Source organism: Paracoccus seriniphilus (genome assembly GCF_028553745.1).
Taxonomy (GTDB): domain Bacteria; phylum Pseudomonadota; class Alphaproteobacteria; order Rhodobacterales; family Rhodobacteraceae; genus Paracoccus; species Paracoccus seriniphilus.
In genome coordinates this window covers 2,591,775-2,616,535 of the sequence record NZ_CP067129.1, presented here as the reverse complement: position 1 = coordinate 2,616,535, position 24,761 = coordinate 2,591,775, and the positions used below count along the sequence as shown (strand labels likewise).

The following is a 24,761-nucleotide window of genomic DNA, read 5'->3' as shown; positions in this document are numbered from 1 at the left end:
GCGACGTCAAGCCGGAGCGATCAGGACGAAGCCGTCGCGGTGTTGTCTGTTGTTCCACCCGACAGGGCGTTGCGCAGCTTTTCCTCATCCTCATGGGAAAGCGAGGTCTGCAGAACCCGCCCGCGTTTGTGCAGCTGTTCCAGCCGTTCCAGCACCTTGTCGGCGGTGATCTTGCGCAGCAGCACGAATACCGCCGAGCCGCCGGGCTGCAGGGCATGGGCGGCCTCGCGCATGAAATCGTCATTGATGCCGATGTCGGTGAATTTTCCCGCCAGCGCGCCCGAGGCCGCGCCGACCGCCGCGCCCAGCAGCGGATTCAGGAAGACCATTCCGATCAGGGCACCCCAGAAGCCGCCACCAACCGCGCCGGTCGCGGTCAGATTGACCGCCTGATGCAGCTTGATGTCATCCTCGCTGGCGCGGGTCACGACGACCGCATCCTCGATTTCGATCAGATATTCCTTCTGCATCTTCACCAGTTCGGCCCGCATATCAAAGCCGGAGGCTTCATCGTCAAAAGCGACAACAATCAGTTCAGACATGGCGGTTTTCCCTTCGAGTGGCTGCGTGCGGCGGCGACAGGCTGTCATCACCGGGGTGATCGCGCCAGAACATGCGCCATCGCGCCGAGCGATTCGCCGCAAGATAGGATTGCAGCCAGACGGTCGGATTGAAATCGGCCTGATGGTCGCATGCGTAAATCTGCCGATCCAGCCTGCTGGTATCCGTTGACGTGCCGCTGCGGTCTTCATGCAGGGCGATCGCCTTGCGCAGGTCCGGCAGATCACCGCGACGCGCGGCGGCTTTCATTGCCCTGACATGGGGCGAGGGCAGCAGGCGGCGCAGACGCAAGCGAAGCTGCCGCCTGCGCGCCGGCCTGCGCCGCAACAGCAGCACCAGCAAGGTGACCAGAAAGGACAGCAGTGGCACCCCCGCAAGCAGCCAGACCGAGGCCGGGGCCTGCGTCGCCCCGAAATTCGTGCCAAAGCCCGCAAAGCCGAAAGGTATCGGTTTCAGGGGCGCGATACGTATCTGGCGGCTGTCGGTATCGAACCAGGGAAAGCCGATTCCGGGAAGGATGGCGGGCTCGCCCGTATGGGGGCGCATTTGCCATTCCCATTCAACCCGCGCCACCGGCCCGTCTTCGGTCAGCACCGTCTCGCGTATTTCGGGCTTGGTATAGCTGATCATCCAGGGCTGGCGGATATCGGGGCGGGGCGGCAGGTAATGTGCCAGCGTTCCAAGCGCCTCGATGGTGACGCGACGGGTCAGAACCTCGTCCTTCTTCAGCGCGCCGGGCCGGGCAGAGAGTTCATCCGTCAAGGTCAGATCACGCGCCGACAGCGCGGGGTGATCGGCCGGAAATGGCTGCACGTTCAGGGTGATTTCTGGGGCCGTGACGGTGGTGTTCTCGCGCCCGCCTCCGGCGGTGACATAGGTCAGATCGTGGCTCAGCGGGCCGACGGTAACCGGACCTGGCTGGCGGGGAAAGACAGCCACCTGACGTTCGAAAATCTGCAACAGGCGTCCGTTCACGCGTTCCTTGTGCCAGTCATCGCGGGCAATCTGGATCCAGTCATAAGCAGACGAATTCGGGAACTGCATGTCCTCCAGCGATATCGTCAGATCATATTCGCCACGGATCCGCAGCCGGACCATTTCGGATTGCACCGGGTTGCCGTGGTCATGCAGGATCATCAGGCGCGCCTCTTGCGACATGGCAGGCGCGGGCATCAGCAACGCCAGACATATCAGCAGCAGTCTTACCATGGGTCGCTCTCGGCGGGGCGGATCAGGCCCAGCCGCGCGCGCCGGTCATATTCGGCGCGCAGCCGCAGCCGCAGGAATTCGCCCGGATCGTCGCTGATGGTTTCCAGCCATGAGTCGCTGGCGGCAATGCCCTTGCTGTCCAGCTTGCGTTCCCATTCCGGCCCCGAGGCATTGGCCAGCAGGTCGGCAATCACCGGCTTGTCCGACTCGATTCCGCCACCCCCCGCGATACGCCCCGGCACGACGGTCTGGCCGCGCACGGGCGGATACATGGTGGCGACGATCTCGCGGTTGTGGCGGGCCTGTTCGTCAGCGGGATCGGCAAAGAGCATGGCGTCGAAATAGGCTACCGACAGCGGGTAGTCGCCCATGGCCGCAAGACTGAGGCCGCGATTATAGGTCTGCGAGCGTCCGGCCATGGCGAAACCGGCGTCGGCGTCGGCATATTGGCCCTGCCGGTATTGCGCAACGCCACGTGCCGCGGGATCACTCAGCAAAGCTGCCGCGGCGCCATTCCATTCTGCGCGCAACGCCAAACGACCAAGGGCATCCGGTCCGGCAAGCCCCAGCAGCATCAGCGCGGCTGTCGCGATCAGCAGCGGGAACCTCATGCGCGCCTCCGCAACATGACCATCAACGGCAGCAGGGCCAGTGCGGCGAGAAAAGGCCCCAGATCGCGATATTGCAGCGTGGTGAGATCAGGGTCGCGCCGCGACGAATGTCCGCGCGACAGCATGTCGGCCAGTTCGGGGGCCTTGTCAGCAGGCATGATCGCGCCCTTGTTGCGCAGCAGCTTGCCCAGTTCCTCTGGCGCAGCAGGCGTGGCATCGGGGGCGGGATTGTCGAGTGTCAGGGCCGACAGCCGCGCTGCCTGGGCGGCCAGTCTGTCGGCAGCGGCCAGCGTGGTGGCATCGATGCCGCCGCCATCGCTGATCAGGATGACATCGCCATGGGGCACATCGGCCAGCAGCGTGGCCGCCATTCCCAACGCGGCTGATGGCTGGCTGCCACGGCCCGGCATGGTGTCGGCCTCCAGCACCGCGACCAGAGTTTCCAGCGTGGCGGGGTCGGCGGTGGGGGCGGCGGCAAGATAGGCCTCACCCGCGTAAAGGATCAGCCCGACCGGACGGCCGGCCAGCCCCTGCAGCAGCCCGGCGGCGGCCAGTTGCGCCTGTTGCAGATCCGGCCCGGTAGCGACAGAGCGCGACATGTCGATGGCAATGATCGCCGCATCGTCCTGCGCCAGAACCGGCGTGTCGGCGCGTGGAATGGCGGGACCGGACATGCCGCACAGCAGCGCCAGCAGGGCCAGCGGCGCAAGGGATCGCTGCCAGCCGGTTTCGCGCCCGCTCAGCACACCCAGGGTGGTCATGGTGCGTAACATGTCGCGGGACATGACGCGTTCCCAGCCCCCTGCATCAGCTTGCCGACGATGCTGCCAGAAGGCGATCATGGCCAATGGCACCAGCCCCAACAGCCACATCGGGCGCAACAGGATCAACCCGTCCATGCGCGCCTCCTGACGGCGAGAAGGGTCAGGCAGACCAGTGCCAGCGTGGCGGGCCAGACCCAATAGGAACGCCAGTAACGCATCGGTGGGCGGGCCGAGGGGTTCGGCTCCAGACGGTCCAGCGCCGTGGCGACCTGCCGCAAGTCACCGGTGCTGCGGACGCGAAAGCTGTCTCCATCGGCTTCGCGAGCAATCGCGCGCAGCGTTGCCACATCGACGGCATCGCGCGAGCGTGGCTGATTTTCCAGATCCTCGGGGCCAAGGGCAATGGTATGGACACGGATGCCATGGGTCGCGGCCAGCCGCGCGGCCTCGACAGCGGGAACATTGCCCGAAGTGTCCACGCCATCGGACAGCAGGATGATCACTCGCGTCGGCGCGTTGCTGTCGCCGAGACGTCTCATGGCCAGCCCCAGCCCGTCCGAAATCGCCGTGCCACGCCCGGAAATGCCGATCTGGGCTTCGTCGATCGCGCGTGCCACGGCATCCACATCAAAGGTCAGCGGCGAGGCGAAATAGGCGCGTTCCCCGAAAATGACCAACCCGATCCGGTCGCCCTTGCGCGAGGTCACAAAGGCCGAAGCGGTCTGCTTGACGGCCTCCAGCCGCGTGACCGGCAGACCGTTCAACTGGAAGTCTTCCTTCATCATGCTGCCCGACAGATCCAGTGCCAGCACGATGTCGCGACCCGAGGCAGGAATCATGTCGGTGACAGTCTCGGTTCGCGGACCGGCCAGCGCCACCAGCAGGGCCACCCATGCCAACCCGGCCAGCCATCTGCCCCCGCCCGCGCCGCTGTTTTCGATGCTGATGGCACCCCGCCAAAGGTGGTCGGGCAGGCGCAGGGCCGGTGGCGAAATGGCGCTGGCGGGCAGCCATTTGCGCAGCAAAAGCGGCAAGGGCAGCAAGATCAACAGCCATGGGGCGGCGAAACTCATCTGGGCTTGCGCGATGTCTTGATGATCCGTTCGATCTGATCATCAGGTGGAACAGGTTCTGCGCCATAGGCGGCGGGGCGCAGGCGGGCAGGCAGATAGCCCAGAATCCTTGCAATCGCCAATAACCGTTCTTGCGGGGCCAGACCTCGGGTGGCGCGGATCCGGCCAAGGCGAGAGGGACGCGGGCGAAGGAAGGGCAGGGCAATGAGATGGGCCATTACCGCCAGCAACATGCCAAGGGCGATCAGGGCGACAATCTCGTGCCAGTCCGGCGATGCCATTGTTGCCGGAAGCCGTGCGGGTTTCAGCGCAGCCAGCATCTCTTCATGTGTCACGGCAACACCTCCTGCACCCGGACACCCAGTGCGGTCAGTCGCGCGCTTTCTGCCGACAGCTCTGGCGGGGTCAGCCGGGCGAAATGGCTGGTCGTACCATTGCTGATGGCGAAGACCCCCTTGGGCGGGGCGGTTTCGGATTCATCCAGGATCAGCGCGACCGTCACCCTGCGCTTTCTTGCCAGCCGCGCAAGCCCGGCCTCGGCGCTGCGCCAGCCGCCCGGACAGGTGGCCAGAGTCACCCGCCCGCCCGCAGGCACCAGCCGCGCGGCAAGTGCCAGTGCCTCGCCCAGATCGGGCATCGCGCTTTCGGTCAGTGCCCGATCATGCTGATGCGCCAGCAATTCTGCAATATCGGCCATCTGCCGATCGCCCGTTGCCGGTGCAAGATGGGCCACACCGGCGGCGGAGACGGTGACAGCGGAAGTGCTGCCGCCGCGTCTGGCGGCCTGCCAGCCCGCGCGGGCCAGAAACCGTGCGGCCCGGACCGAGCGCAGATCCGTCGCGGTGCCCCAGATCATTGCGGCCCGGTAATCGGCCAGCAACAGGGTGATGTCGTCGCGATCCTCATGCAGGCTGCGGATATGGGGATGACCGGTGCGCGCGGTGGCGGCCGGGTCCAGACGGCGGGGATCATCGCCGGGCACATAGGCGCGGATCTCGCGCAGGTCCATGCCGCTGCCCTGATTGCGCCCTGCCACTGCGCCGGGTCTGCGTGTCGCCGGACGCATGCGCCCGCCTGTGTCGGGATCGTCGCGCAAGGCCAGCAGTTCCGCGCGGCTGATCCGGATTCCGGGTCCATCGGGCAGGCTGGCCAATGTCACCAAGGACGCACCTCGCGCAGGATCTGATCGACCAGGGCGCGAGAATCGCGGCCCTCGGTCTCGGCCTGCCATGCGGGAACCAGTCGGTGCGACAGCGCATCAGCGGCCAGGGCCTCGGCATCTTCCGGCAGGCCGTGATCGCGTCCATGCAGCCAGGCCCGCGCCCGCACCCCCGCCGCCAGTGCCAAGGTGCCGCGCGGCGAGACCGGATGTTCAACCCATTGCGCCACCGCGCCGCCGCTGCGGGTCGCCATGACAAGACGGACGATGAAATCCTTGAGTGCGGGGGACAGGAATACCTTGGCTGCCTCGGCGCGGGCCTGTTTCAACTGATCGGGTGTGACGGCCGTGCTGGCGGGCGGCGGGGTGGTGCCTTCGGCCTCGATCAGGTCCAGAATGGCGCGCTCATTCGTCGCGTCAGGCAGTTCCAGACGCAGATGCAGCAGGAAGCGGTCAAGCTGGGCCTCGGGCAGGGGGAATGTACCCTCATGCTCTATGGGGTTCTGTGTGGCCACCACCATGAACGGGTCGGGCAGGGGACGTGTGACGCCGCCGGTGGTGACCTGCCGTTCGGCCATCGCTTCCAGCAAGGCGGATTGAACCTTGGGCGGTGCGCGGTTGATCTCGTCCACCAGAACAAGGCTGTGAAAGATCGGTCCGGCGATAAAGTCGAACTGGCCGGTTTCGGGGCGATATACCTGTGTCCCGGTCAGATCCGAAGGCAGAAGATCGGGCGTGCATTGAATCCGCGCATCGCTGCCGGGCAGATGCGCGGCCAGCTGGTTCACCGCGCGGGTCTTGGCAATTCCCGGCGGCCCTTCGATCAGGACATGCCCCCCCGCCAACAGGGCGATCAGCAAGCGTTCGACCAGAACTTCATGGCCGATCAGGGCGGCGCCGACCTCGGCCCCCAGTCGGGCCACGGCATGGCTGCTTGTCGTCATGTCGTTCATTGCTTCCTCCCGTCGCGACGGGCGAAGCTGTGGCACCCGTCACCGGATCAGATTACGCGACTGAACGAAAAAAGCGCCTCCGACTTTGGTTTGGAATTTCACGATGCGCATATTTGCGAAAACGGCTGTTGTCGGGGGCCGCTTTCAAATGAAAACGCGGCCCCGCAAAGGGGGCCGCGCTGGATTTTCTGGCCAAGATTCGGGCTTATTCTGCCGGAACCGCGCTGCTTTCCTCGACCGGCATGATCGGATGGCTGAGATTGGGCAGCATTTCCTTGGGGCAGACCTGCAGGAAATTGGCTTTTTCCTCATCCCAATCCTGAAGGATCTGTTCGGCCTTGCGGGACATGGTTTCCTTGTAATGCCGCTCGATCAGGGATTTCAGCTCGTTTTCCCAATGCTCTTGCGTGACCGGGCAGAGGACCAGGGTTTCGGCGTTGATGTAATCGCGCGCCAGACCCTTGGGGTCATACAGATAGGCCATGCCCCCGGTCATGCCGGCCCCGAAGTTCGCCCCGATGGAGCCAAGGATGACGGCTGTCCCTCCGGTCATGTATTCGCAACCATTGGTGCCGCAGCCCTCGATGACGACCTTGGCACCACTGTTGCGCACGCCGAAACGTTCGCCCGCGCGGCCCGCCGCGAAGAGATAGCCATCCGTGGCACCATAAAGCACCGTGTTGCCGATGATGGTGTTGTCGGCAGCGGTCAGGGGGCTGGCCATGGGCGGGCGCACGACGATGGTGCCGCCCGACAGGCCCTTGCCGACATAGTCATTGGCGTCGCCGGAAACCTCAAGCTTCAGACCCGGCGCTGCAAATGCCCCCAGCGACTGTCCGGCGCTGCCGGTCAGACGGACGGTCAGGTGATCGGGCTGCAGGGTGTTGCGCATCCCGAAGCGCTGCACGATCATGCTGGAGGTGCGGGTGCCGATGGTGCGCAGGGTGTTGCGCACGGCATAGGACAGTTGCATCTTCTCGCCATCGGCAAAGAAGCGTTCAGCGTCGCGGATGATCTCTGCGTCCAGCGTATCGGGCACCGCGTTGCGCGGCTTGGTGCGGTCATAGACGATCTTGTCCCAGCCATCGACGGTGATCAGCAGCGGGTTCAGGTCCAGATCGTCCAGATGCGCGGCGCCACGGCTGACCTGCGTCAGCAGATCAGCGCGACCGATGACCTCATCAAGGCTGCGGGCCCCGATGCTGGCCAGGATCTCGCGCACTTCCTGCGCATAGAAGGTGATCAGGTTGACGACCTTGTCGGCGCTGCCGGTGAACATGGCGCGCAGCTTTTCATCCTGCGTGCAGACCCCGACGGGGCAGGTGTTCGACTGGCACTGACGCACCATGATGCAGCCCATCGCGATCAGCGCGGCGGTGCCGATGCCATATTCCTCGGCCCCCATCATGGCCGCCATGACGATGTCGCGGCCTGTGCGCAGACCGCCATCGGTGCGCAGGGTGACGCGTTCGCGCAGCCGGTTCATGGCCAGAACCTGATGCGCCTCGGTCAGACCCATTTCCCACGGCAGGCCGGCGAATTTGACGCTGGTCGCGGGCGATGCGCCGGTGCCGCCATTGTGGCCCGAGATCAGGATCACATCGGCCTTGGCCTTGGCGACGCCTGCGGCGATGGTGCCGACGCCGCTGGACGCCACCAGCTTGACGGTGATCTTGGCGCGCGGGTTGATCTGTTTCAGGTCATAGATCAGCTGCGCCAGGTCCTCGATCGAATAGATATCGTGATGCGGCGGCGGCGAGATCAGCGTCACGCCCTGAGTCGAGTGACGCAGGCGAGCGATCAGCTTGGTGACCTTCATGCCGGGCAGCTGGCCGCCCTCGCCGGGCTTGGCACCCTGCGCGACCTTGATTTCCAGCTCTTCACAGGCATTCAGATATTCGGCGGTGACGCCGAAACGGCCCGAGGCAACCTGCTTGATCTTGGCGCAGGGGTTGTCGCCATTGGACAGCGGCTGGCTGTGCGCCGGATCCTCTCCGCCTTCGCCGCTGTCGGATTTCGCACCGATGCGGTTCATGGCGATGTTCAGCGTCATATGCGCCTCGGGCGACAGCGCACCCAGCGACATGCCCGGAGTCACGAAGCGTTTGCGGATCGAGGTGATGCTTTCGACTTCCTCGATCGGGACCGGCTTGCCAAGCGGCTTGATGTCCAGCAGGTCGCGGATATGGATCGGCGGATTGGCCCGCATCGTGGCGCTGAACTGTTTCCAGATGTCATAGCTGGCCTTGTCGCAGGCCATCTGCAACAGCTTCATGGTGTTGGCTTCCCAGGCGTGTTTTTCGCCCGAGCGCCGCAGCTTGTAGAAGCCGCCAACCGGCAGAAGATCGGCATTCTCGCCGGCAAAGGCCTTGCGGTGCGTTTCCACCAGCTTGCTTTGCAGGCCATGCAGGCCGATGCCGCTGATGCGGCTGTGCATGCCGGGGAAATATTCCGCGACCATGGCACGGGACAGGCCGACGGCCTCGAAGTTCAGCCCGCCGCGATAGGACGAGATGACCGAGATGCCCATTTTCGCCATGATCTTCAGCAGGCCGGCGTCAATGGCATCGCGATAGCGACGCATATTGTCGATCAGCGTGCCGCCCAGCAATCCGCGTTCGATCCGGTCGTTGATCGAATCCTGCGCCAGATAGGGGTTCACCGTGGTCGCACCGCAGCCGATCAGCACCGCGAAGTAATGCGGATCGATGCATTCGGCCGAACGCACATTGATGGAGCAGAAGGTCCGCAGCCCCTTGCGGGTCAGCCAGGAATGCACGGCGCTTGTGGCGAGAATCATCGGCATCGCGATGCGGTTCTCGTTCTGGTGCTCGTCGGTCAGGACCAGATGTCCGGCGCCCGAACGCACAGCGTCCTCGGCCTCGGCCCGGATGCGTGCAAGGTTTTCACCCAGAGCTTCGGAGCCGCCGTCGCTTGCGAAGGTGCAGTCGATATGGGTGACACTGTCCCCGAACAGCTTGCACATCTCGTCGAATTCGCCATTGGCGATGAAGGGGCTTTCCAGCGTCAGGATCTCGGTCTGCGCGCTGGATTCGTCCAGAACGTTCTTGAGGTTGCCAAAGCGCGTTTTCAGCGACATCACCCGCGTTTCACGCAGGCTGTCGATCGGCGGGTTGGTCACCTGGCTGAAGTTCTGGCGGAAGAAATGGCTCATGGGCCGATACTGGTTGGACAGAACCGCGGGTGGCGTGTCATCGCCCATCGAGGCGATGGCCTCTTTGCCATCCTCGGCCATGGGCGAGAGGATATGTTCCAGTTCTTCCATGGTGTAGCCGGCGGCGGTCTGCCGGCGGCGCAGTTCTTCGCCCGCGAAACGGGTTTGTTCGGGCAGATCGCGCATGATGTGGTTCAGGTCGACGACCTTTTCGATCCACTCGCCAAAGGGTTGGCTGCCGGCCAGACGGTCCTTGATCTGGGTGTCGTGGTAGAGTTTGCCCTCCCACATGTCGACGGCAATCATCTGGCCCGGCCCAAGCGCGCCCTTTTCACGGACATTGGCTTCATTGATCGGCACCATGCCGACCTCGGAGCCCGCGATCAGCAGATTGTCACCAGTGACGACATAGCGCATCGGGCGCAGCCCGTTGCGGTCCAGGCCACCGCAGACCCAGCGGCCATCGGTCATCGCCAGCGCCGCCGGCCCGTCCCATGGTTCCATCACCGAGTTGCAATAGGCATACATGTCGGCCCATGGCTTGGGCATGTCGGTCGTGGCCTTGGACCAGCTTTCGGGCACCAGCATGGTCTTGGTCATCGGGGCGCTTCGGCCCGACCGCACCAGAACCTCGAACACCGAATCCAGCGCCGCACTGTCAGATGAACCGGCCGGGACAATCGGCTTGATGTCTTCGGCCATGTCACCGAAGGCGCTGCTGGCCATGCGGATTTCATGGCTTTTCAGCCAGTTCAGGTTGCCCTTCAGGGTGTTGATTTCGCCGTTATGGGCCAGCATCCGGAAGGGCTGGGCCAGCCACCATTGCGGGAAGGTGTTGGTCGAATAACGCTGGTGATACAGCGCGAAGCTGGATTCGAAGCGCTCGTCCTTGAGGTCGGGATAGAATTCCGCGACCTGCTCGGCCAGCATCATGCCCTTGTAGATGATCGAGCGGCAGGACAACGAGCAGAAATACAGTTGCGTGACCTGTGCTGCGACGGCCGCCTTCTCGATCCGCCGCCGGATGATATAGAGTTCACGCTCGAACTGGATATGGTCGATGTCCTTTTCGCAGCGGATCAGGATCTGTTCGATCTCGGGGCGGGTGGCATTGGCCTTTTCGCCCAGAACTGCGGTGTTTACCGGGACATGACGCCAGCCATAGATGTTGTGACCCATGCGCAGGACTTCGGATTCCACGATCGTGCGGCAGGTTTCCTGCTGGGCGAAATTGGTGCGCGGCAGGAATACCTGGCCCACGGCGATCAGCTTGTTCTTGTCAGGCTCATGCCCGGTGCGGCGGATCTGGTCGTAGAAAAAGGGCACCGGGATCTGCACATGGATGCCGGCACCGTCGCCGGTCTTGCCATCGGCATCCACGGCACCGCGGTGCCAGATCGCCTTCAGTGCATCAATGCCGTTCTGCACGACCTGGCGGCTGGGTTTGCCCCCCAGATCCACGACAAAGCCGACGCCGCAGGACGAATGTTCGTCCTCGGACCGATACAGGCTGTTTTCGGCCATCCAGTCGCGGCGGGCCTGTTCTTCTTGCTGCCAATCCTTGCTCATAGCTGGGCCCTTTCGTGCAGAAGCTGCGTCATCAACTGATCGCAGTCGAATTGAGGTGTGGTGTCGCCAAAACCAGGCTCTCCGGGAAAACTGAACAGCACCGGGCTGTCATTCGTTTCGCGGCGCTCGCCGGTCCAGTCGCGTTGGGTTTCGATGCCGCCGAAAAAGCGGCGCATGGCGCGATTGATGAATTGCTGCCCCTCGCGGGTGATCAGAACCTCGCCATTGGCATCGCTTGTGGTCAGGCGAAAGCGGGTCTTTTCCAGCTCGACCCCGTCAATGGTGACGGTCTCGCCGGTCAGGATGTCCTCGCCGACGTGATGCAGGCGTTCGCCGGTGCCCGAAACGGTCCAGAAATCGAAATCATCGCGCCCGGTCTCGATCAGCGTGGTGAAGCTGGCATGATCGCGGGATTCCTCGACCAGCATGTCCTCAAGGCCGGTATCGGGGTCCGAGCTTTCGATCCAGCGGGTTTCGGCGTCGATACGCGACAGATGCGTCAGCCCGTCCTGCCCGAACAGCGCGCTGCGCTGATGGCCTTCGGGGTCGGCCGAGCAGCGGTAATACTGTCCGACCGAGCAGCCGCGGTTCTGGACCGTGACTTCCAGCTTGCATCCCTGTGGCACGGTAAAGGTCGCGGCCTCAATCGGCATCGCGCCGATCGCCCACAGCAGGGGCAGCAAGGCCCCGGCCAGGGCACTGCGCTGCACCTGATGGGAAAAACTTGCGGTGACTGCCATGGCCACCGCCTTACTCGGCCGCGACGCGGGCATCGCCAGTCAGGAAATCGGCGATGGACTCGGCAGCCTCGCGCCCGTCACGGATGGCCCAGACCACAAGGCTGGCTCCGCGCACGATGTCGCCCACGGCATAGACGCCGGGAATCGAGGTGCGATGGGTCTGGAAATCGGCCTTGATGGTGCCCCAGCGGGTCACTTCCAGACCGTCCGCACCCCATAGGCGCGGCAGTTCTTCGGGTTCGAAACCCAGCGCCTTGATGACCAGATCGGCGGGTTCGTCGTAATCGGCACCCTCGATCAGCTCGGGCGACTGGCGGCCGGTCACGTCAGGCTGGCCCAGGCGCATCTTCTGGATGCGGACGCTGGCAATCTGATCGACGCCGTCGACATCGCGTTCCTGCGAGGTGGCGGCTTCGCCGGTAACATGGCCGCTGAAGGCGCCGGGGGCGGAAAGCCAGACGAATTCGACGCCTTCTTCCTCGGCATTTTGCACTTCGCGCTGCGATCCTGGCATATTGGCGCGGTCGCGGCGATAGAGGCATTTGACGGATTCCGCGCCCTGACGGATGGCGGTGCGCACGCAGTCCATGGCGGTGTCGCCGCCGCCGATGACGACCACGCGCTTGCCATTGGCGTTCAGCTCGCCGTCTTCATAATCGGGCACGTCATCGCCGAAATCGACCTTGTTGCTGGCGGTCAGATAGTCGATGGCGCGAACGACGCCACGGGCATCGGCATTGTCGATATCCAGATCGCGGGTCTTGTAGACGCCGGTCGCGATCAGCACGGCATCATGTTTGCCGCGGATGGCGTCAAAGCTGATGTCTTCGCCAACATTGCAGTTCAGCACGAATTCCACGCCGCTGTCTTCCAGCAGCTTGTTGCGCCGCATCACGATGTCTTTTTCAAGCTTGAAGCCCGGAATGCCATAGGTCAGCAGACCACCTGCACGGTCGTGGCGGTCATAGATTGTGACCTGAAAGCCCTGACGGCGCAGCATGTCCGCCGCCGCCAGACCGCCCGGCCCGGCACCGATGATGCCGACCGATTCCGCCCGTTCCTGCGCTGGGGTGGCGGCCGTGACCCAGCCTTCTTCCCATGCGGTGTCGGTGATGTATTTCTCGACCGCGCCGATGGTGACGGTGCCATGACCGGACTGCTCGATGACGCAATTGCCTTCGCACAGGCGATCCTGGGGGCAGATGCGGCCACAGATTTCGGGGAAGGTGTTGGTGGCCTGGCTGACCCGATAGGCCTCTTCCAGACGTCCTTCAGCCGTCAGGCGCAGCCAGTCGGGGATATTGTTGTGCAGCGGGCAGTGGCTTTGGCAATAGGGCACGCCGCATTGACTGCAACGGCTGGCCTGCTCGGCCGCCTTCTGGGCTGCGAACTCGCGATAAATCTCGTGGAAGTCTTCGCTGCGTTCGGAGGCCGAACGTTTCTCCGGCATTTCGCGCGGAGTTGAGACGAATTTGAGCATTTTCTGCGTGGCCATAGCTGCGCAACCTTCCAACTGTCGGGAACTTCCGCAGTCCGCATAAACCATGCCACCCGTAATGAAAAGTCAGCAATGCTGACCTATATGTGGAATTTTTGCACCCGCCCCGCAGTTTCTTTTCGGGACGGGGTCATTTTAGGTCAGCATTGCTGACTAACCTATCAGGAGCGCCAGCAAGGCAACGCTTCCGATGATGATCCGCCACCATGCAAACAAGGCGTATCCGTTCTGAGACACATATCCCAACAGCCAGCGTACGACGACAACCGCGCTGAAAAAGGCGCAGATGAAACCGATGACGATATTGCCCATCGCCGCCGCGTCCAGCACGTCGCGATTCTTGTAGAGGTCATAGACAAAGGCCCCCAGCATCGTCGGCATCGAAAGAAAGAACGAAAATTCGGCCGCCGAGCGTTTGTCCGCGCCAAGCGCCAGCGCGCCGACAATGGTCGCGCCGGAACGAGAGACGCCGGGAATCATTGCAAGGCATTGGATGACGCCGATCTTGAAGGCCATCGGCAAGGGGAAATCCTCGGCCCGGGAATAGCGCGGGTTCTGTGCCCAACGGTCGACCAGCAGCAGGACGATCCCGCCCAGGATCAGCATGGTTGCAATCAGGACCGGGGTTTCGAACAGTATCGTCTTGATGATGTCATGCGCCATGACGCCGATCACGACGGCCGGCATGAAGGCCAGCAGCACTGCCGCGATGAAGCGGCGCGAGGCGGCGTCATGCGCTGCGGTCGAGAAAATGGCCCAGAGACGCGTCGAATAGACGCCCAGGATCGCCAGCACCGCACCAAGTTGAATCACGACCTCGAAGGCGCGGCCCGGCGAGTCAAATCCCAGAAAGCGCCCGGCCAGAAGGACATGGCCGGTTGACGACACGGGGATGAACTCGGTCAGGCCCTCGAGAATGCCGAGAACCGCTGCAACAATGGTATTGGGTTCCATCAGAACTCGCGAAGATTCTTGGCCGAGTCCTTGATTGCGTCATATTGTCCCGAGGGACGGAAGCGCCACAGGTAGTCCTCGATGACAGCCTCGGCCGCGATCGGCTGCAGACCCAGATCGGCGAATCCCCTGGCATCCGGGCTGACCACATTGTCATTGCGCAGCAAGGGAAGCTGGTCGCGCGAAAGGAACTTGTTCGAGAACAGCCCGAACGAGGCAAATTGCACGCCATCCAGAACGGTTGCCCCGATCCGGGCCAGCCAGAAGGGCATGTTCAGCACCAGCCGACGACGGTGAGTGACCTTGAGAACCTGGGCGATCACCTCGCGCATCGTCAGGACGTCAGGTCCGCCCAACTCGTAGATGCCGGTTTCGGCTTCGCCGGTCGCGCCCATCACGGCGGCCAGTGCCACGTCCTCGACATAGACGGGCTGCAGCCTGGTCCGTCCGCCGATGATCGGCGTGATCGGGCCCAGCCGTGCAAGGCTGGCAAAGCGGTTGTAGAAATGGTCGTCGGGACCGAAGATGACCGAGGGTCGCAGGATGACCGCATCGGGGCGGTGCTTCAGCACGGCGGCTTCGCCCCGCGCTTTCGAGGCGATATAACGGCTGGCCGATTTGGGATCGACACCAATGCCCGAGAGATGCACGATTCGGGCGACGCCCATCTCGGCAGACAGGCGCGCGATATGTTCGGCGCCCTGTTCAAAGACATTGGTGAAATTGCTCTTGCCTTCGGGGCGTTCGATGTTGACGCAGTTTACCACCGCATCTGCATCCGACATCGCCGCGCGAACCGACATTTCGTCGCGAATGTTGCACAGCACGGGCACAACCTGTCCGACGGCGCCATAGGTGCGCGTGAACAATGCCTCGTCCGGGCGACGCACGGCGACCCGCACCCGCCATCCGCGTTTGGCCATCAGTCGCACAACATGCCGACCGACAAAGCCCGACCCACCAAAGATCGTGACCAGTTTCGCCATTGGCTTTTCGCCTCCTTCGTGCAGCATACCAGCGTTCAATACCCAAGCAGAGCTGGCGCGACAAGCCACGTGGTTACCGTGCCCGCAGTTCCTTGATCAATGTATCGGCCACGCGATAGGCATTTGCCGCGATCGTCAGGCTGGGATTGCACCCGTTCGAGGTCGGCATGAAGCTGGAATCCGCCACCGTCAGATTGTCGATGCCGTGAACGCGACAGTTCCGGTCCAGCACGCTGCTGCGGGGATTGTCACCAAAGCGCAGCGTGCCGCAGGGGTGGGCAAAGTTCAGCGTCGGCATATGGTTGAAGAAAATCCGCCGGTGCTGGCGAAAGGCCTGTTTCATGGCGCGCCGGAAAGCCATGCGGCGATCTTTCAACTCGTCGTGAATGCTGTATTCAAAGCGCAGCCGGTCCGGCTGCGCGGGATCGGCAAGCACACGGTTTTCGCTGTAGGGCAAGTCTTCCAGTACGCCGACAAAGATCTTGGCAGGCCCCAGCAGCGGCAGGATCCCATGGGGCAACAGGCGCAGAAAATGGCGCAGCGGGCGGATCTTGCGCAGGAACGAGCGGTCGAACATTTCGTTCAGCGCATAAAGAACCTCACCATAGCCGGCGTCGATTCCCATCGACTGGATCAACCCGAAGCGCTGACCATCCATATGATAAAGGTCGCGCAGGCTGATGGCGCGGCTGGGCGCATCGGATTTGCTGCCATGTCCGGGCCAGATTGCCAGCATTTCGCTGAGATGGAACATCAGGTTGCGGCCCACGAGGTCATTGTTGTTCCCAAGCCCGTCGGGCCATGCCTCGCTGCGCGATTGCAGCATCAGCGTGGGCGAGCCAAGCCCGCCGGCCGACAGGACATAATGTCTGGCGTGAAGGCTGAAGTTCTGGCCGTCTCGGCTGCAGTTGATCCTGCTGACCCTGTCGCCTGCCTCGATGCCGGTCACATTGCAGCGATCCAGCAGTTTCGCATGGCCGGTCGCCAGCGCGGGCAGAACGCCTGCCGAGCGGCCATCCATCTTGCAGGGGCGCGGGCAGCGGCGTCCGAAACATTGCTGGCAGTCAGGCGGGAATTCGGCGGCGATATGGGTCTGATAAGGATTGAGCCCCGCTTTGCTGAACGCGGCGCGCAGCGTTGCGTCCACCTCTGTCACCCTGCGCGCGGGGCGCAGTTCGGGCGCATCGATACCGCCCAGAGGGTCAATCTCGCCGCTGATGCGAAAGTTCTTTTCGGCAAGGTCGAAATAGGGGCGCATCTCGGCATAGCTGACGGGCCAGCCGCCCGTCGGGTGGGGGCGTTCGGTTGAATCGTCCAGATCATGGGGTTCGGGGCGTTCCAGGGTTGCCGCGTAAAAGGTCGAGGTGCCGCCCACGCAGGCACCGACCATTCCGAACAACTGGGAATCGCGCCCGTCGATTCGCGCTTCCAGCGGGTAGGGCCAGATCCCTTCCTCCAGCCGGGCCGTCGGATCGGTGACGCCTGTTTCGACCTCGGTGCCCGTGCTGCCGTCCAGGTCGGGGCCTTTTTCGACCATCAGGACCGAAAGTCCCGCCTCGGCCAGCCGGCGGGCGATACTGCCCCCGCCAATCCCGGTGCCGATCACGATGACATCCCATTGCGTATTCAGGTACTCGTCCAACATTCACTCGGTCCCATTTGCGCCGCTGACGGTCTTGTCGGCGCCGCGCCAGATACATGCTCTGCAATATGTCCGGAAAACACCGGTATTTATATCTGTCATTTGAGCCAGTTTCGTCGATTTGCGGGGCGCGGCAAATTTTTTTCGCCTTCCGGAAGAAAAAAGTAAAACAGGCCATTGACGACCCCGATCACTGGCTTTAGAGACCCGCCTACACCACCTGCCCAGGTGGCGGAATTGGTAGACGCGCACGGTTCAGGTCCGTGTGCCGCAAGGCGTGGAGGTTCGAGTCCTCTCCTGGGCACCAAAAAAATCCCGTGGCTCGTCAGAGCTGCGGGATTTTTTGTTTCCGGGTCTGTCGCACCTGCCCTGTATCGGGCAATGACGCCACAGCATCGGGCCGTTTTGCGGATTTTGGTGGAACGTAGCGGCGGTTTCTGTTCAGAGAGGCCCGAGCCAGCCAGAAGCGGACGAAGCGATGAGTATTCATCTTTACCAGAATGACCTTCCCGACGATCTCGACCTTGGCGCGATCGTCGCAATCGACACCGAGACGATGGGACTTGATCCAAGGCGTGACCGGCTCTGCCTTGTGCAGATGTCGTCTGGCGACGGAGATGCGCATCTGGTTCAGATCGAGCGGGGCCAGACCGAGGCCCCCAATCTTTGCCGGATGCTGACCGATCCCAAGGTGGTCAAGCTGTTCCATTTTGGTCGTTTTGACATCGCGGCACTGGAAAATGCCTTTGGCGTCGTGACCTCGCCGGTCTGGTGCACCAAGATCGCTTCGAAGATGGTGCGCACCTTTACCGACCGTCACGGGCTGAAATATCTGCTCAGCGAGCTGGTTGGCGTGGATATCAGCAAGCAGCAGCAGAGCAGCGACTGGGGCGCGGATGATCTGACCGACGCCCAGCTTGAATATGCGGCATCGGATGTTCTGCATCTGCACAAGCTGAAAGAGGCGCTGGAAGAGCGGCTGCGCCGCGAGAACCGACTGGGACTGGCACAGGCCTGTTTCGATTTTCTTCCGGCCCGGGCCCATCTGGATCTGCTGGGCTGGGGGGATGAAAAAGACATATTCCATCATTAGGTAACTTCCATGACGACATACTTAGAAACCGCTGCCCGTGTGATCAGGACCGAGGCGGAGGCGCTTCAGTTGCTGGCCGGTTCGCTTGGCCCGGAATTCCAGAAGGCGATCGACCTGGTTCTGGGCGCGCAGGGGCGCGTGATCCTGTCGGGCATGGGAAAATCGGGTCACATCGCCCGCAAGATCGCGGCGACGCTGGCCTCGACCGGAACGCCCGCGCAATTCGTCCACCCTGCCGAGGCCAGTCATGGCGATCTGGGCATGGTGACGCAGTCGGACGTGGCGCTGGTCCTGTCAAACAGCGGCGAAACGCCGGAACTGGCCGATCTGATCGCCCATACCCGGCGTTTCCAGATTCCGCTGATCGGCGTGGCCTCGCGGGCCAATTCGACGTTGCTGCGGCAATCGGATGTGGCGCTGTTGCTGCCCCCGGCCGAGGAAGCCTGTGGCAACGGGATCGTGCCGACCACCTCGACCACGATGACGTTGGCCCTGGGTGATGCCCTGGCGATTGCGCTGATGGAACATCGCCGCTTTACGCCCGAACATTTCCGTACTTTCCATCCCGGTGGCAAGCTGGGTGCGCTGCTGGCCACCGTGGGCGACCTGATGCATGACGACCTGCCATTGGTGCGTGAAGACACGCCGATGACCGAGGCGCTTCTGGTGATCAGCCAGAAGGGCTATGGCGTGGCCGGGGTTGCCGATGCGGATGGCCGGCTGACGGGCATCATCACCGATGGCGACCTGCGGCGCCACATGGACGGCCTGCTGAACCATACGGCGGGCGAGGTCATGACCCATGGCCCCAGCGTCATTGCGCCCGACGCGCTGGCCGAGGCTGCCCTGGCAGAGATGCAGTCGCGCAAGATCACCTGCCTGTTCGCGGTTCAGGACGGCACGCCGCGCGGGATCCTGCATATCCATGACTGCCTGCGCGCCGGCATGGTCTGATCCCATGACCCGCACCCGCATCGTCAGATGGTTGCGCGTGCTGTTGCCGCTTGTCGCATTGGCGATCCTGTCGACCATGTTCCTGTTTTCGCGCCAGCCGGACGGGGATGCCAGCATTCCCTATGCCGAGGTGGATGCCGAGCAGATGGCACGTGAGCCGCGTATCGTCGCGCCCGAATATGCGGGCGTGACCGGTGACGGCGCCGAGGTGACCCTGCGTGCGCTTGATGCGACGCCGGCCACCGATGAACGGGATGCGACCCTGCAGCAGGTGGCGCTGGAGTGGGTCCGGCCCGATGGGTTGTCGGCACATCTGACTGCACCGGATGCGGGGGTCGGGCAGGATCTGATCGCACTCAGCGGCGGGGTGGACATCTCGCTGTCTTCGGGCTGGACACTATCCGCGCCCGAGGTCGAGGCCGCCACCGACCGTTCGCATCTGGGTGCCAGCAATGGCGTGGTGGCGACCGGACCCTTCGGCAGGATCACCTCGGACGACATGGAACTTCAGCCCAAGGTCGCGCCCTCTGATGCGACCGAAGACGAAAATCCTGCGGTCTTGAGCTTTTCCGGCAGCGTTCGTCTGCTATACCAACCCTGATCTAGCAAAGGACCGTCATATGTTGCGCCCCCTGATGATCGCCCTGCTTCTTGCATCGGGCCCTGCCTTCGCGCAAAGCGTCGCCTTCGGCGGCATGCAAGCGGACAGTTCGGCCCCGGTCGAGGTTGCGGCGGACCGGCTGGAGGTCGATCAGGCGGATGGCAATGCGGTGTTCACCGGCAATGTGGTGATCGGGCAGGGAGAGATGCGCCTGTCCGCCGATCGCGTGACGGTTGAATATGCCAATGAGGAGCAATCGCGCATCCGTTCGATGCATGCGGTGGGCAATGTGGTTCTGGTCTCGGGCGGAGATGCGGCCGAGGCGCGCGAGGCGGTCTATCAGGTTGAAACCGGCGGCGTGACGCTGACCGGCGATGTCGTTCTGGCGCAGGGCGAGAGCGTGCTGACTGGTGACAAGATGATCGTGGATCTGGTCAATGGCACCGCCCGGGTTGACGGGCGGGTGCGCTCGATCCTGCAGCAGGGCGGCAATTGATGCAGGTTCCGGCTGCGCAGATGGATGGCGACGGGTTGCAGGTGCATGGGCTGCGCAAATCCTATCGCAAGCGTCCGGTGATTCACGATGTGTCGGTCTCGCTCAAGCGTGGCGAGGTCGTGGCGCTCCTGGGGCCCAATGGCTCGGGCAAGACGACATGTTTCTATTGCATTGCCGGGCTGGTGCCCCCCGATGCCGGGCAGGTCCTGATCGACGGTCAGGACGCGACGCGCCTGCCGATGTTTCGGCGCGCGCGCATGGGCATCGGCTATCTGCCGCAGGAAATGTCGATCTTTCGCGGGCTTTCGGTCGAGCAGAACATCATGGCGGTGCTGGAGGTGACGCTGCGGGACCCGCGCCATCGCCGTGACCGGCTGGAGGAATTGCTGGGCGATTTCTCGATCACGCATCTGCGCGGTGCCCCGGCCATGGCGCTGTCGGGCGGGGAAAGGCGCCGGGTCGAGATCGCGCGCTGTCTGGCCTCGGATCCCAGCTTCCTGCTGCTGGATGAACCCTTTGCCGGTGTCGATCCGATTGCAGTCGGAGAGATTCGCGAGTTGGTTCATGCCTTGAAATCCCGCGGGATCGGGGTTCTGATCACCGATCACAATGTGCGCGAGACATTGGCCATCGTCGATCGTGCCTATATCCTGCATGACGGGCATGTGCTGATGTCCGGCACCACCTCGGAGATCGTCGCCGATTCCAAGGTGCGCGAAGTCTATCTGGGTGAAAGTTTCCATCTGGGATGATTCTTCTGGGGAAAAATGTCACTGTGGCGTGTGTTGCCGTTGACAGATCCGTTTTGCTGTCACCAAATTGAGACATGCGGGTGCGGTATCACGCCGTGCCCCGCCACCCCCGTTTTCCGCCGCGCGCCGGCAACTCGAACGGGTCGGCGCATGCGGAGACGGGCAACCGAAGAGGAAACACGATGCGCTATACCATCAGCGGAAAACACATTGATGTTGGCGATGCCCTCAGCACGCATGTCGAGACAGAGCTTGGGGAAACGATTACCAAATACTCCCAACGTCCGACCGACGCGGCGGTAACATTTTCCCGTGATGCGCATCAGTTCGTCTGCGATACCGTCGTGCATCTGTCCACCGGTCTGACGGTGCAGGCGCGCGGAATCGCCAACGAAGTCTATGATGCATTCGAAGCCTGCCGTGAAAAGATGGACAAGCAGCTGCGCCGCTACAAACGGCGTCTGAAAGACCATCACAAGGACCGGTCCGAGCCTGTTGAATTCGGTGAGGCGGGAATGTATGTGCTTTCGTCTGATGAGAGCAATTGGGAAACCGGGGCCGATGGTCTGGAACCAATCATCATCGCCGAAATGGAATCCCGCGTGCCCACGCTGTCGGTTGGTGACGCGGTCATGCAGATGGAACTGGCAGGGACGCCGCTTCTGGTGTTCCGCAACGAGAAACATGGCGGCGTGAATGTTGTCCATCGCCGTGAAGACGGCAATGTCGGATGGATCGACCCGCGCGGGAACGGCTGACGCCGAAACCGCCACGCCACACAGAATGCACCGCCCCCGGATGATACCGTCCGGGGGCGGATAGCTTAGGAAAGACGTGTCGCGATGCAACTCAGCGAAATTCTCAAGCCCGGAGCCGTCCGTTCCCTTGGACAGGTGACATCCAAGAAACGCCTGTTTCAGGAACTGTCCGAACTGGCCAATGCCGAATACCGGCTGCCTCAATCCGAGGTTCTGGATGCGCTGCAAGAGCGCGAGAGCCTGGGGCCGACCGGCGTCGGGCAGGGGGTGGCACTGCCACATGCGCGGCTGCATGGGCTGGACAAGGTCGTCGGCCTGTTCCTGCGGCTGGAAAAGCCGCTGGATTTCGATGCGGTGGACCGTCAGCCCGTCGATCTGGTCTTTGCGCTGCTTGCGCCGGAAACCAGCGGTGTCGATCACCTCAAGGCACTGGCCCTGGTGTCTCGAACGCTGCGCGATGGCGATCTGCGCAACAAGCTGCGTGCCAATGACAATCAGGCGGCGCTTTACGCCGTTTTGTCCGCCGCCCAGGGCATAAGGGCCGCATGACGGTTTTATTTGGTCCGATTCGGCCCTATAATCATGCCTCATGGGTCTTGAGGAGGGTTCATCATGACCAAGCATATCAGTGACCAACCACGTCATCACGGCGGCCAGAGGCTGCGTGAATACACCCGTCGGGAACGTTTTTCCGGGCTTCACCCGGTCGTTGCCAAACTGAGGTCGCGGCCGAAGTCACGTGGCGATGAAGGTCGCCGGACAGCCGAATATCTGCGAATCGAGCGCGGCCATCTGGTCTGAGCGATCGCAGGGGCTGTCCCCGATGGCAGCGACCTGCAATGGAAATAAGGCCCCGCAATGGAAAAAGGCCACCGGATCTCTTTCCGGTGGCCTTTCTCGGTTTGCTGTCCTGATTACCCGGGCAGGGCCTTGTTCAGGCGCGCACCAGTTTTTCGTAATCTTCGGCAATGGCGCGGGTGGTTTCTCCGACCTGAAAGTTCCAGTCGCCGATCTGGGCAACCGGGGTGACCTCGGCGGCGGTACCGGTCAGGAAGCATTCCTGGAAGCCGTCCAGTTCTTCGGGTTTGATCCGGCGCTCATGCACGGTCAGCCCCTTCTCCTTCATCATCTCGATGACGGTGCGGCGGGTGATTCCGTTCAGAAAGCGGTCGGCCAGCGGCGTGTGGACTTCACCGTCCTTCAGGAAGAAGATATTCGCGCCGGTCGCCTCGGCCACATAGCCTTCCCAGTCCATGAACAGCGCGTCCGAGAAGCCTTTTTCCTCGGCGGCATGTTTGGACATGGTGCAGATCATGTACAGACCGGCAGCCTTGGCGGCAGTGGGGATGGTTTCCGGGCTGGGGCGTTTCCACTTGGCGACGTCCAGCTTGGCACCCTGCCATTTTGCATCACCGTAGTAGCTGCCCCATTCCCAGGCGCAGACGGCCATGCGGACGGGGTTGCGCTTGGCCGAGACACCCATGTCCAGACCTGACCCCCGCCATGCGACGACGCGCACATAGGCGTTCTCGAAGCCGTTGGCCTTCAGGACTTCCTCTTTCGCCGCATCGATTTCATCTGCCGAATAGGGAATCGGCATGTCCAGCAGCCGTCCCGATTCGATCAGGCGCAGCGAATGTTCATGTCCCTTGAAAATCTTGCCGTCATAGCAGCGCTCGCCTTCGAAAACCGAACTGGCGTAATGCAGTGCGTGGGTGAGCACATGCACCTTTGCGTCGCGCCAGTCGACCAGTTCACCGTCCATCCAGATCTTGCCGTCGCGATCGTCATATGCCGCCGTCATCTTATTCTCCATCAGGGTCGGGTTTTGCATATCTTGCGCAAGACCGCCCGATTCCGGCCTTTTTGTTGCGCGAAGCACTTGACGGCTAGCAATCGAATCTTGGAAAGTCAACAACGCTGCCCTATCACGTCAACAACCACGGAAGGATGACGAATGCAGAACAAGGCGCGCATGCAGACAATGGTCGGCGAGGATCTGCTGTTCCTGACCGATGACCAGCTGCGCCGTGGCATCGAGGCGATGTTTTTCGCCTATCGCGCCTTTACCGCGGATCCCGACCTGATTCTGGCAGAGATGGATTACGGGCGCGCCCACCACCGGGCCCTGCATTTCATCCATCGCAGTCCCGGTCTGACCGTCACCGCGCTGCTGGCCGTGCTGGGGGTGACCAAGCAATCCCTGAACCGGGTGCTGCGCACCCTGATCGAGGACGGGCTGGTCGAAAGCCGCGTCGGGCGGCGTGACCGGCGCGAAAGATTGCTGTATCTGACCGAGGCGGGCACCGCGCTGGAGCGCAGGCTGTCCGCGGCGCAGCGGGCGCGGATGCGCACGGCCTATCGCAATGCCGGCCCGCAGGCGGTGGCGGGTTTCCGGCAGGTGCTGGAAGCGATGATGGACCCCGAGACCCGGGCACAGTATCAGGCAATGAAGGATCTGCCCGAGGAAGATTGAGGCCCAACCATGAACAGCCCGGATGCCCATATCCTGATCGTTGACGACGATGAACGTATCCGTGCCTTGCTGGGGCGGTTTCTGCGCAAGAATGCTTTCATGGTGACCATGGCGCGTGATGCCGCGCAGGCCAGGCGGCTGTTGAGCGGGCTGGAATTCGACCTGATCGTTCTGGACGTGATGATGCCCGGCGAGGATGGCTTTGCCCTGACCCGTGCGCTGCGCCAGAAAATTCAGACGCCGATCCTGTTGCTGACGGCGCGGGGCGATATCGAGGACCGTATTACCGGGCTTGAAAGTGGCGCGGATGACTATCTGCCCAAACCCTTCGAGCCGCGCGAATTGCTGTTGCGGATCGAGGCCATCCTGCGTCGCATCCCGGCGGCCGAGACGGCGCAGCCGAAATTCCTGTCGCTGGGTCAGCTGCGCTATGACACCGAAAAGGGAGAGTTGTGGCAGGGCGAGTCGATCATGCGCCTGACCGGCACCGAGCAGGCCCTGCTGCGCAAGCTGGCCGCAAGTCTTGGCGAACCGGTCAGTCGCGCGGAACTGATCGAGGACCTGGGCCGGGGCGGCAGCGAGGATGGCGACAATTCCGAACGCGCCATCGATGTGCAGATCACCCGCCTGCGTCGCAAGATCGAGGCCGACCCGAAAGAGCCGCGATTCCTGCAGACCGTGCGCGGCACCGGCTACATGCTGATGGCCGACTGATCTTGTTCGCCGCTGCGAAGCGG

The 24,761-nt window shown here is 62.9% G+C and carries 25 protein-coding genes and 1 tRNA gene; 11 read left to right on the top strand and 15 right to left on the bottom strand.

Annotated features, from left to right (window positions below):
• Window positions 1-20 precede the first annotated feature (20 nt).
• The 14 genes from JHW44_RS12835 to JHW44_RS12770 all read right to left on the bottom strand — a co-directional run bounded on the left by JHW44_RS12835 (window position 21) and on the right by JHW44_RS12770 (window position 16,897).
• Window positions 21-542, bottom strand: a complete 522-nt coding sequence (locus JHW44_RS12835) for a DUF1269 domain-containing protein (protein WP_089342525.1) — start codon at window positions 540-542, stop codon at window positions 21-23.
• Window positions 535-1,770 carry a BatD family protein gene (locus JHW44_RS12830; protein WP_089342526.1) on the bottom strand — a complete coding sequence of 412 codons (1,236 nt, stop codon included), beginning with the start codon at window positions 1,768-1,770 and terminating at the stop codon, window positions 535-537. Before JHW44_RS12830 ends, JHW44_RS12835 begins: the two co-directional genes overlap by 8 nt.
• Entirely contained in the window at window positions 1,764-2,381 is a 618-nt protein-coding gene (locus JHW44_RS12825) for a tetratricopeptide repeat protein (protein ID WP_089342527.1), read from the bottom strand. Before JHW44_RS12825 ends, JHW44_RS12830 begins: the two co-directional genes overlap by 7 nt.
• Complete coding sequence (locus JHW44_RS12820; protein ID WP_089342528.1) at window positions 2,378-3,280, bottom strand: VWA domain-containing protein; 903 nt, start codon at window positions 3,278-3,280, stop codon at window positions 2,378-2,380. The genes JHW44_RS12825 and JHW44_RS12820 overlap by 4 nt, the downstream gene beginning before the upstream one ends.
• Window positions 3,268-4,218: a VWA domain-containing protein gene (locus tag JHW44_RS12815; RefSeq protein WP_089342529.1), complete on the bottom strand. Its 951-nt coding sequence runs from the start codon at window positions 4,216-4,218 to the stop codon at window positions 3,268-3,270. Before JHW44_RS12815 ends, JHW44_RS12820 begins: the two co-directional genes overlap by 13 nt.
• Complete coding sequence (locus JHW44_RS12810; protein ID WP_089342530.1) at window positions 4,215-4,553, bottom strand: hypothetical protein; 339 nt, start codon at window positions 4,551-4,553, stop codon at window positions 4,215-4,217. Before JHW44_RS12810 ends, JHW44_RS12815 begins: the two co-directional genes overlap by 4 nt.
• On the bottom strand, window positions 4,550-5,377 hold the full coding sequence (locus JHW44_RS12805) for a DUF58 domain-containing protein (protein WP_218822527.1): 828 nt from the start codon (window positions 5,375-5,377) through the stop codon (window positions 4,550-4,552). Before JHW44_RS12805 ends, JHW44_RS12810 begins: the two co-directional genes overlap by 4 nt.
• Window positions 5,374-6,330: an AAA family ATPase gene (locus JHW44_RS12800; RefSeq protein ID WP_089342532.1), complete on the bottom strand. Its 957-nt coding sequence runs from the start codon at window positions 6,328-6,330 to the stop codon at window positions 5,374-5,376. Before JHW44_RS12800 ends, JHW44_RS12805 begins: the two co-directional genes overlap by 4 nt.
• 205 nt (window positions 6,331-6,535) lie before the next feature.
• Window positions 6,536-11,074: a glutamate synthase large subunit gene (gltB, locus tag JHW44_RS12795; RefSeq protein ID WP_089342533.1), complete on the bottom strand. Its 4,539-nt coding sequence runs from the start codon at window positions 11,072-11,074 to the stop codon at window positions 6,536-6,538.
• Entirely contained in the window at window positions 11,071-11,814 is a 744-nt protein-coding gene (locus tag JHW44_RS12790; RefSeq protein WP_089342534.1) for a hypothetical protein, read from the bottom strand. The genes gltB and JHW44_RS12790 overlap by 4 nt, the downstream gene beginning before the upstream one ends.
• 10 nt (window positions 11,815-11,824) lie before the next feature.
• Window positions 11,825-13,309 carry an NAD(P)-dependent oxidoreductase gene (locus JHW44_RS12785; protein ID WP_089342535.1) on the bottom strand — a complete coding sequence of 495 codons (1,485 nt, stop codon included), beginning with the start codon at window positions 13,307-13,309 and terminating at the stop codon, window positions 11,825-11,827.
• 156 nt (window positions 13,310-13,465) lie between these two features.
• The gene (locus tag JHW44_RS12780; protein ID WP_179217616.1) at window positions 13,466-14,269 is read right to left on the bottom strand and encodes an undecaprenyl-diphosphate phosphatase; all 804 of its coding nucleotides are present in this window, start codon (window positions 14,267-14,269) and stop codon (window positions 13,466-13,468) included.
• Window positions 14,266-15,252 carry a complex I NDUFA9 subunit family protein gene (locus JHW44_RS12775; RefSeq protein WP_089342537.1) on the bottom strand — a complete coding sequence of 329 codons (987 nt, stop codon included), beginning with the start codon at window positions 15,250-15,252 and terminating at the stop codon, window positions 14,266-14,268. The genes JHW44_RS12780 and JHW44_RS12775 overlap by 4 nt, the downstream gene beginning before the upstream one ends.
• Window positions 15,253-15,325: 73 nt before the next feature.
• Window positions 15,326-16,897 (bottom strand): FAD-dependent oxidoreductase, encoded by a 1,572-nt coding sequence (locus tag JHW44_RS12770; protein WP_089342538.1) that lies wholly within the window; start codon window positions 16,895-16,897, stop codon window positions 15,326-15,328.
• A gap of 219 nt (window positions 16,898-17,116) precedes the next feature.
• On the opposite strand from JHW44_RS12770, the gene JHW44_RS12765 reads away from it, so the two are divergent.
• From JHW44_RS12765 to JHW44_RS12725, 9 genes are all read left to right on the top strand, one after another.
• Window positions 17,117-17,201, top strand: a tRNA-Leu gene (locus JHW44_RS12765).
• Window positions 17,202-17,372: 171 nt separating this feature from the next.
• Window positions 17,373-17,987 (top strand): ribonuclease D, encoded by a 615-nt coding sequence (locus JHW44_RS12760; protein ID WP_089342539.1) that lies wholly within the window; start codon window positions 17,373-17,375, stop codon window positions 17,985-17,987.
• A 9-nt stretch (window positions 17,988-17,996) separates the two neighbouring features.
• Window positions 17,997-18,941, top strand: coding sequence for a KpsF/GutQ family sugar-phosphate isomerase (locus tag JHW44_RS12755; RefSeq protein ID WP_089342540.1), 945 nt, complete (start codon window positions 17,997-17,999; stop codon window positions 18,939-18,941).
• Window positions 18,942-18,945: 4 nt separating this feature from the next.
• Window positions 18,946-19,542: a hypothetical protein gene (locus JHW44_RS12750; protein WP_143811423.1), complete on the top strand. Its 597-nt coding sequence runs from the start codon at window positions 18,946-18,948 to the stop codon at window positions 19,540-19,542.
• Between the two features lie 19 nt (window positions 19,543-19,561).
• Complete coding sequence (gene lptA / locus JHW44_RS12745; RefSeq protein ID WP_089342542.1) at window positions 19,562-20,038, top strand: lipopolysaccharide transport periplasmic protein LptA; 477 nt, start codon at window positions 19,562-19,564, stop codon at window positions 20,036-20,038.
• Window positions 20,038-20,790: an LPS export ABC transporter ATP-binding protein gene (gene lptB, locus JHW44_RS12740; protein ID WP_089342543.1), complete on the top strand. Its 753-nt coding sequence runs from the start codon at window positions 20,038-20,040 to the stop codon at window positions 20,788-20,790. The genes lptA and lptB overlap by 1 nt, the downstream gene beginning before the upstream one ends.
• A 182-nt stretch (window positions 20,791-20,972) precedes the next feature.
• Window positions 20,973-21,548 carry a ribosome hibernation-promoting factor, HPF/YfiA family gene (gene hpf / locus JHW44_RS12735; protein ID WP_089342544.1) on the top strand — a complete coding sequence of 192 codons (576 nt, stop codon included), beginning with the start codon at window positions 20,973-20,975 and terminating at the stop codon, window positions 21,546-21,548.
• Between the two features lie 84 nt (window positions 21,549-21,632).
• The gene (locus JHW44_RS12730) at window positions 21,633-22,097 is read left to right on the top strand and encodes a PTS sugar transporter subunit IIA (protein ID WP_089342545.1); all 465 of its coding nucleotides are present in this window, start codon (window positions 21,633-21,635) and stop codon (window positions 22,095-22,097) included.
• Between the two features lie 63 nt (window positions 22,098-22,160).
• Window positions 22,161-22,349, top strand: a complete 189-nt coding sequence (locus tag JHW44_RS12725) for a hypothetical protein (protein WP_089342546.1) — start codon at window positions 22,161-22,163, stop codon at window positions 22,347-22,349.
• 133 nt (window positions 22,350-22,482) lie between these two features.
• On the opposite strand, the gene JHW44_RS12720 is transcribed toward JHW44_RS12725, so the two are convergent.
• Entirely contained in the window at window positions 22,483-23,352 is an 870-nt protein-coding gene (locus tag JHW44_RS12720) for a branched-chain amino acid aminotransferase (protein ID WP_089342851.1), read from the bottom strand.
• Between the two features lie 153 nt (window positions 23,353-23,505).
• On the opposite strand from JHW44_RS12720, the gene JHW44_RS12715 reads away from it, so the two are divergent.
• Both JHW44_RS12715 and JHW44_RS12710 read left to right on the top strand, forming a co-directional pair.
• A complete protein-coding gene (locus JHW44_RS12715) occupies window positions 23,506-24,024 on the top strand; it encodes a MarR family winged helix-turn-helix transcriptional regulator (protein WP_245846719.1) in 519 nt (172 codons plus the stop codon).
• Between the two features lie 9 nt (window positions 24,025-24,033).
• Window positions 24,034-24,738, top strand: coding sequence for a response regulator (locus JHW44_RS12710; protein WP_089342547.1), 705 nt, complete (start codon window positions 24,034-24,036; stop codon window positions 24,736-24,738).
• The last annotated feature ends 23 nt before the right edge of the window (window positions 24,739-24,761 follow it).

Coding starts and splice junctions, on each gene's coding strand:
- JHW44_RS12785 (WP_089342535.1), bottom strand. CDS start 13,309: ATGGCCACGCAGAAAATGCTCAAATTCGTCTCAACTCCGCGCGAAATG.
- JHW44_RS12820 (WP_089342528.1), bottom strand. CDS start 3,280: ATGGACGGGTTGATCCTGTTGCGCCCGATGTGGCTGTTGGGGCTGGTG.
- hpf (WP_089342544.1), top strand. CDS start 20,973: ATGCGCTATACCATCAGCGGAAAACACATTGATGTTGGCGATGCCCTC.
- JHW44_RS12725 (WP_089342546.1), top strand. CDS start 22,161: ATGACCAAGCATATCAGTGACCAACCACGTCATCACGGCGGCCAGAGG.
- JHW44_RS12730 (WP_089342545.1), top strand. CDS start 21,633: ATGCAACTCAGCGAAATTCTCAAGCCCGGAGCCGTCCGTTCCCTTGGA.
- JHW44_RS12800 (WP_089342532.1), bottom strand. CDS start 6,330: ATGAACGACATGACGACAAGCAGCCATGCCGTGGCCCGACTGGGGGCC.
- JHW44_RS12715 (WP_245846719.1), top strand. CDS start 23,506: ATGCAGAACAAGGCGCGCATGCAGACAATGGTCGGCGAGGATCTGCTG.
- JHW44_RS12710 (WP_089342547.1), top strand. CDS start 24,034: ATGAACAGCCCGGATGCCCATATCCTGATCGTTGACGACGATGAACGT.
- JHW44_RS12775 (WP_089342537.1), bottom strand. CDS start 15,252: ATGGCGAAACTGGTCACGATCTTTGGTGGGTCGGGCTTTGTCGGTCGG.
- JHW44_RS12770 (WP_089342538.1), bottom strand. CDS start 16,897: ATGTTGGACGAGTACCTGAATACGCAATGGGATGTCATCGTGATCGGC.
- JHW44_RS12750 (WP_143811423.1), top strand. CDS start 18,946: ATGACCCGCACCCGCATCGTCAGATGGTTGCGCGTGCTGTTGCCGCTT.
- JHW44_RS12835 (WP_089342525.1), bottom strand. CDS start 542: ATGTCTGAACTGATTGTTGTCGCTTTTGACGATGAAGCCTCCGGCTTT.
- JHW44_RS12755 (WP_089342540.1), top strand. CDS start 17,997: ATGACGACATACTTAGAAACCGCTGCCCGTGTGATCAGGACCGAGGCG.
- lptB (WP_089342543.1), top strand. CDS start 20,038: ATGCAGGTTCCGGCTGCGCAGATGGATGGCGACGGGTTGCAGGTGCAT.
- JHW44_RS12790 (WP_089342534.1), bottom strand. CDS start 11,814: ATGGCAGTCACCGCAAGTTTTTCCCATCAGGTGCAGCGCAGTGCCCTG.
- JHW44_RS12720 (WP_089342851.1), bottom strand. CDS start 23,352: ATGACGGCGGCATATGACGATCGCGACGGCAAGATCTGGATGGACGGT.
- JHW44_RS12825 (WP_089342527.1), bottom strand. CDS start 2,381: ATGAGGTTCCCGCTGCTGATCGCGACAGCCGCGCTGATGCTGCTGGGG.
- JHW44_RS12830 (WP_089342526.1), bottom strand. CDS start 1,770: ATGGTAAGACTGCTGCTGATATGTCTGGCGTTGCTGATGCCCGCGCCT.
- JHW44_RS12815 (WP_089342529.1), bottom strand. CDS start 4,218: ATGAGTTTCGCCGCCCCATGGCTGTTGATCTTGCTGCCCTTGCCGCTT.
- lptA (WP_089342542.1), top strand. CDS start 19,562: ATGTTGCGCCCCCTGATGATCGCCCTGCTTCTTGCATCGGGCCCTGCC.
- gltB (WP_089342533.1), bottom strand. CDS start 11,074: ATGAGCAAGGATTGGCAGCAAGAAGAACAGGCCCGCCGCGACTGGATG.
- JHW44_RS12760 (WP_089342539.1), top strand. CDS start 17,373: ATGAGTATTCATCTTTACCAGAATGACCTTCCCGACGATCTCGACCTT.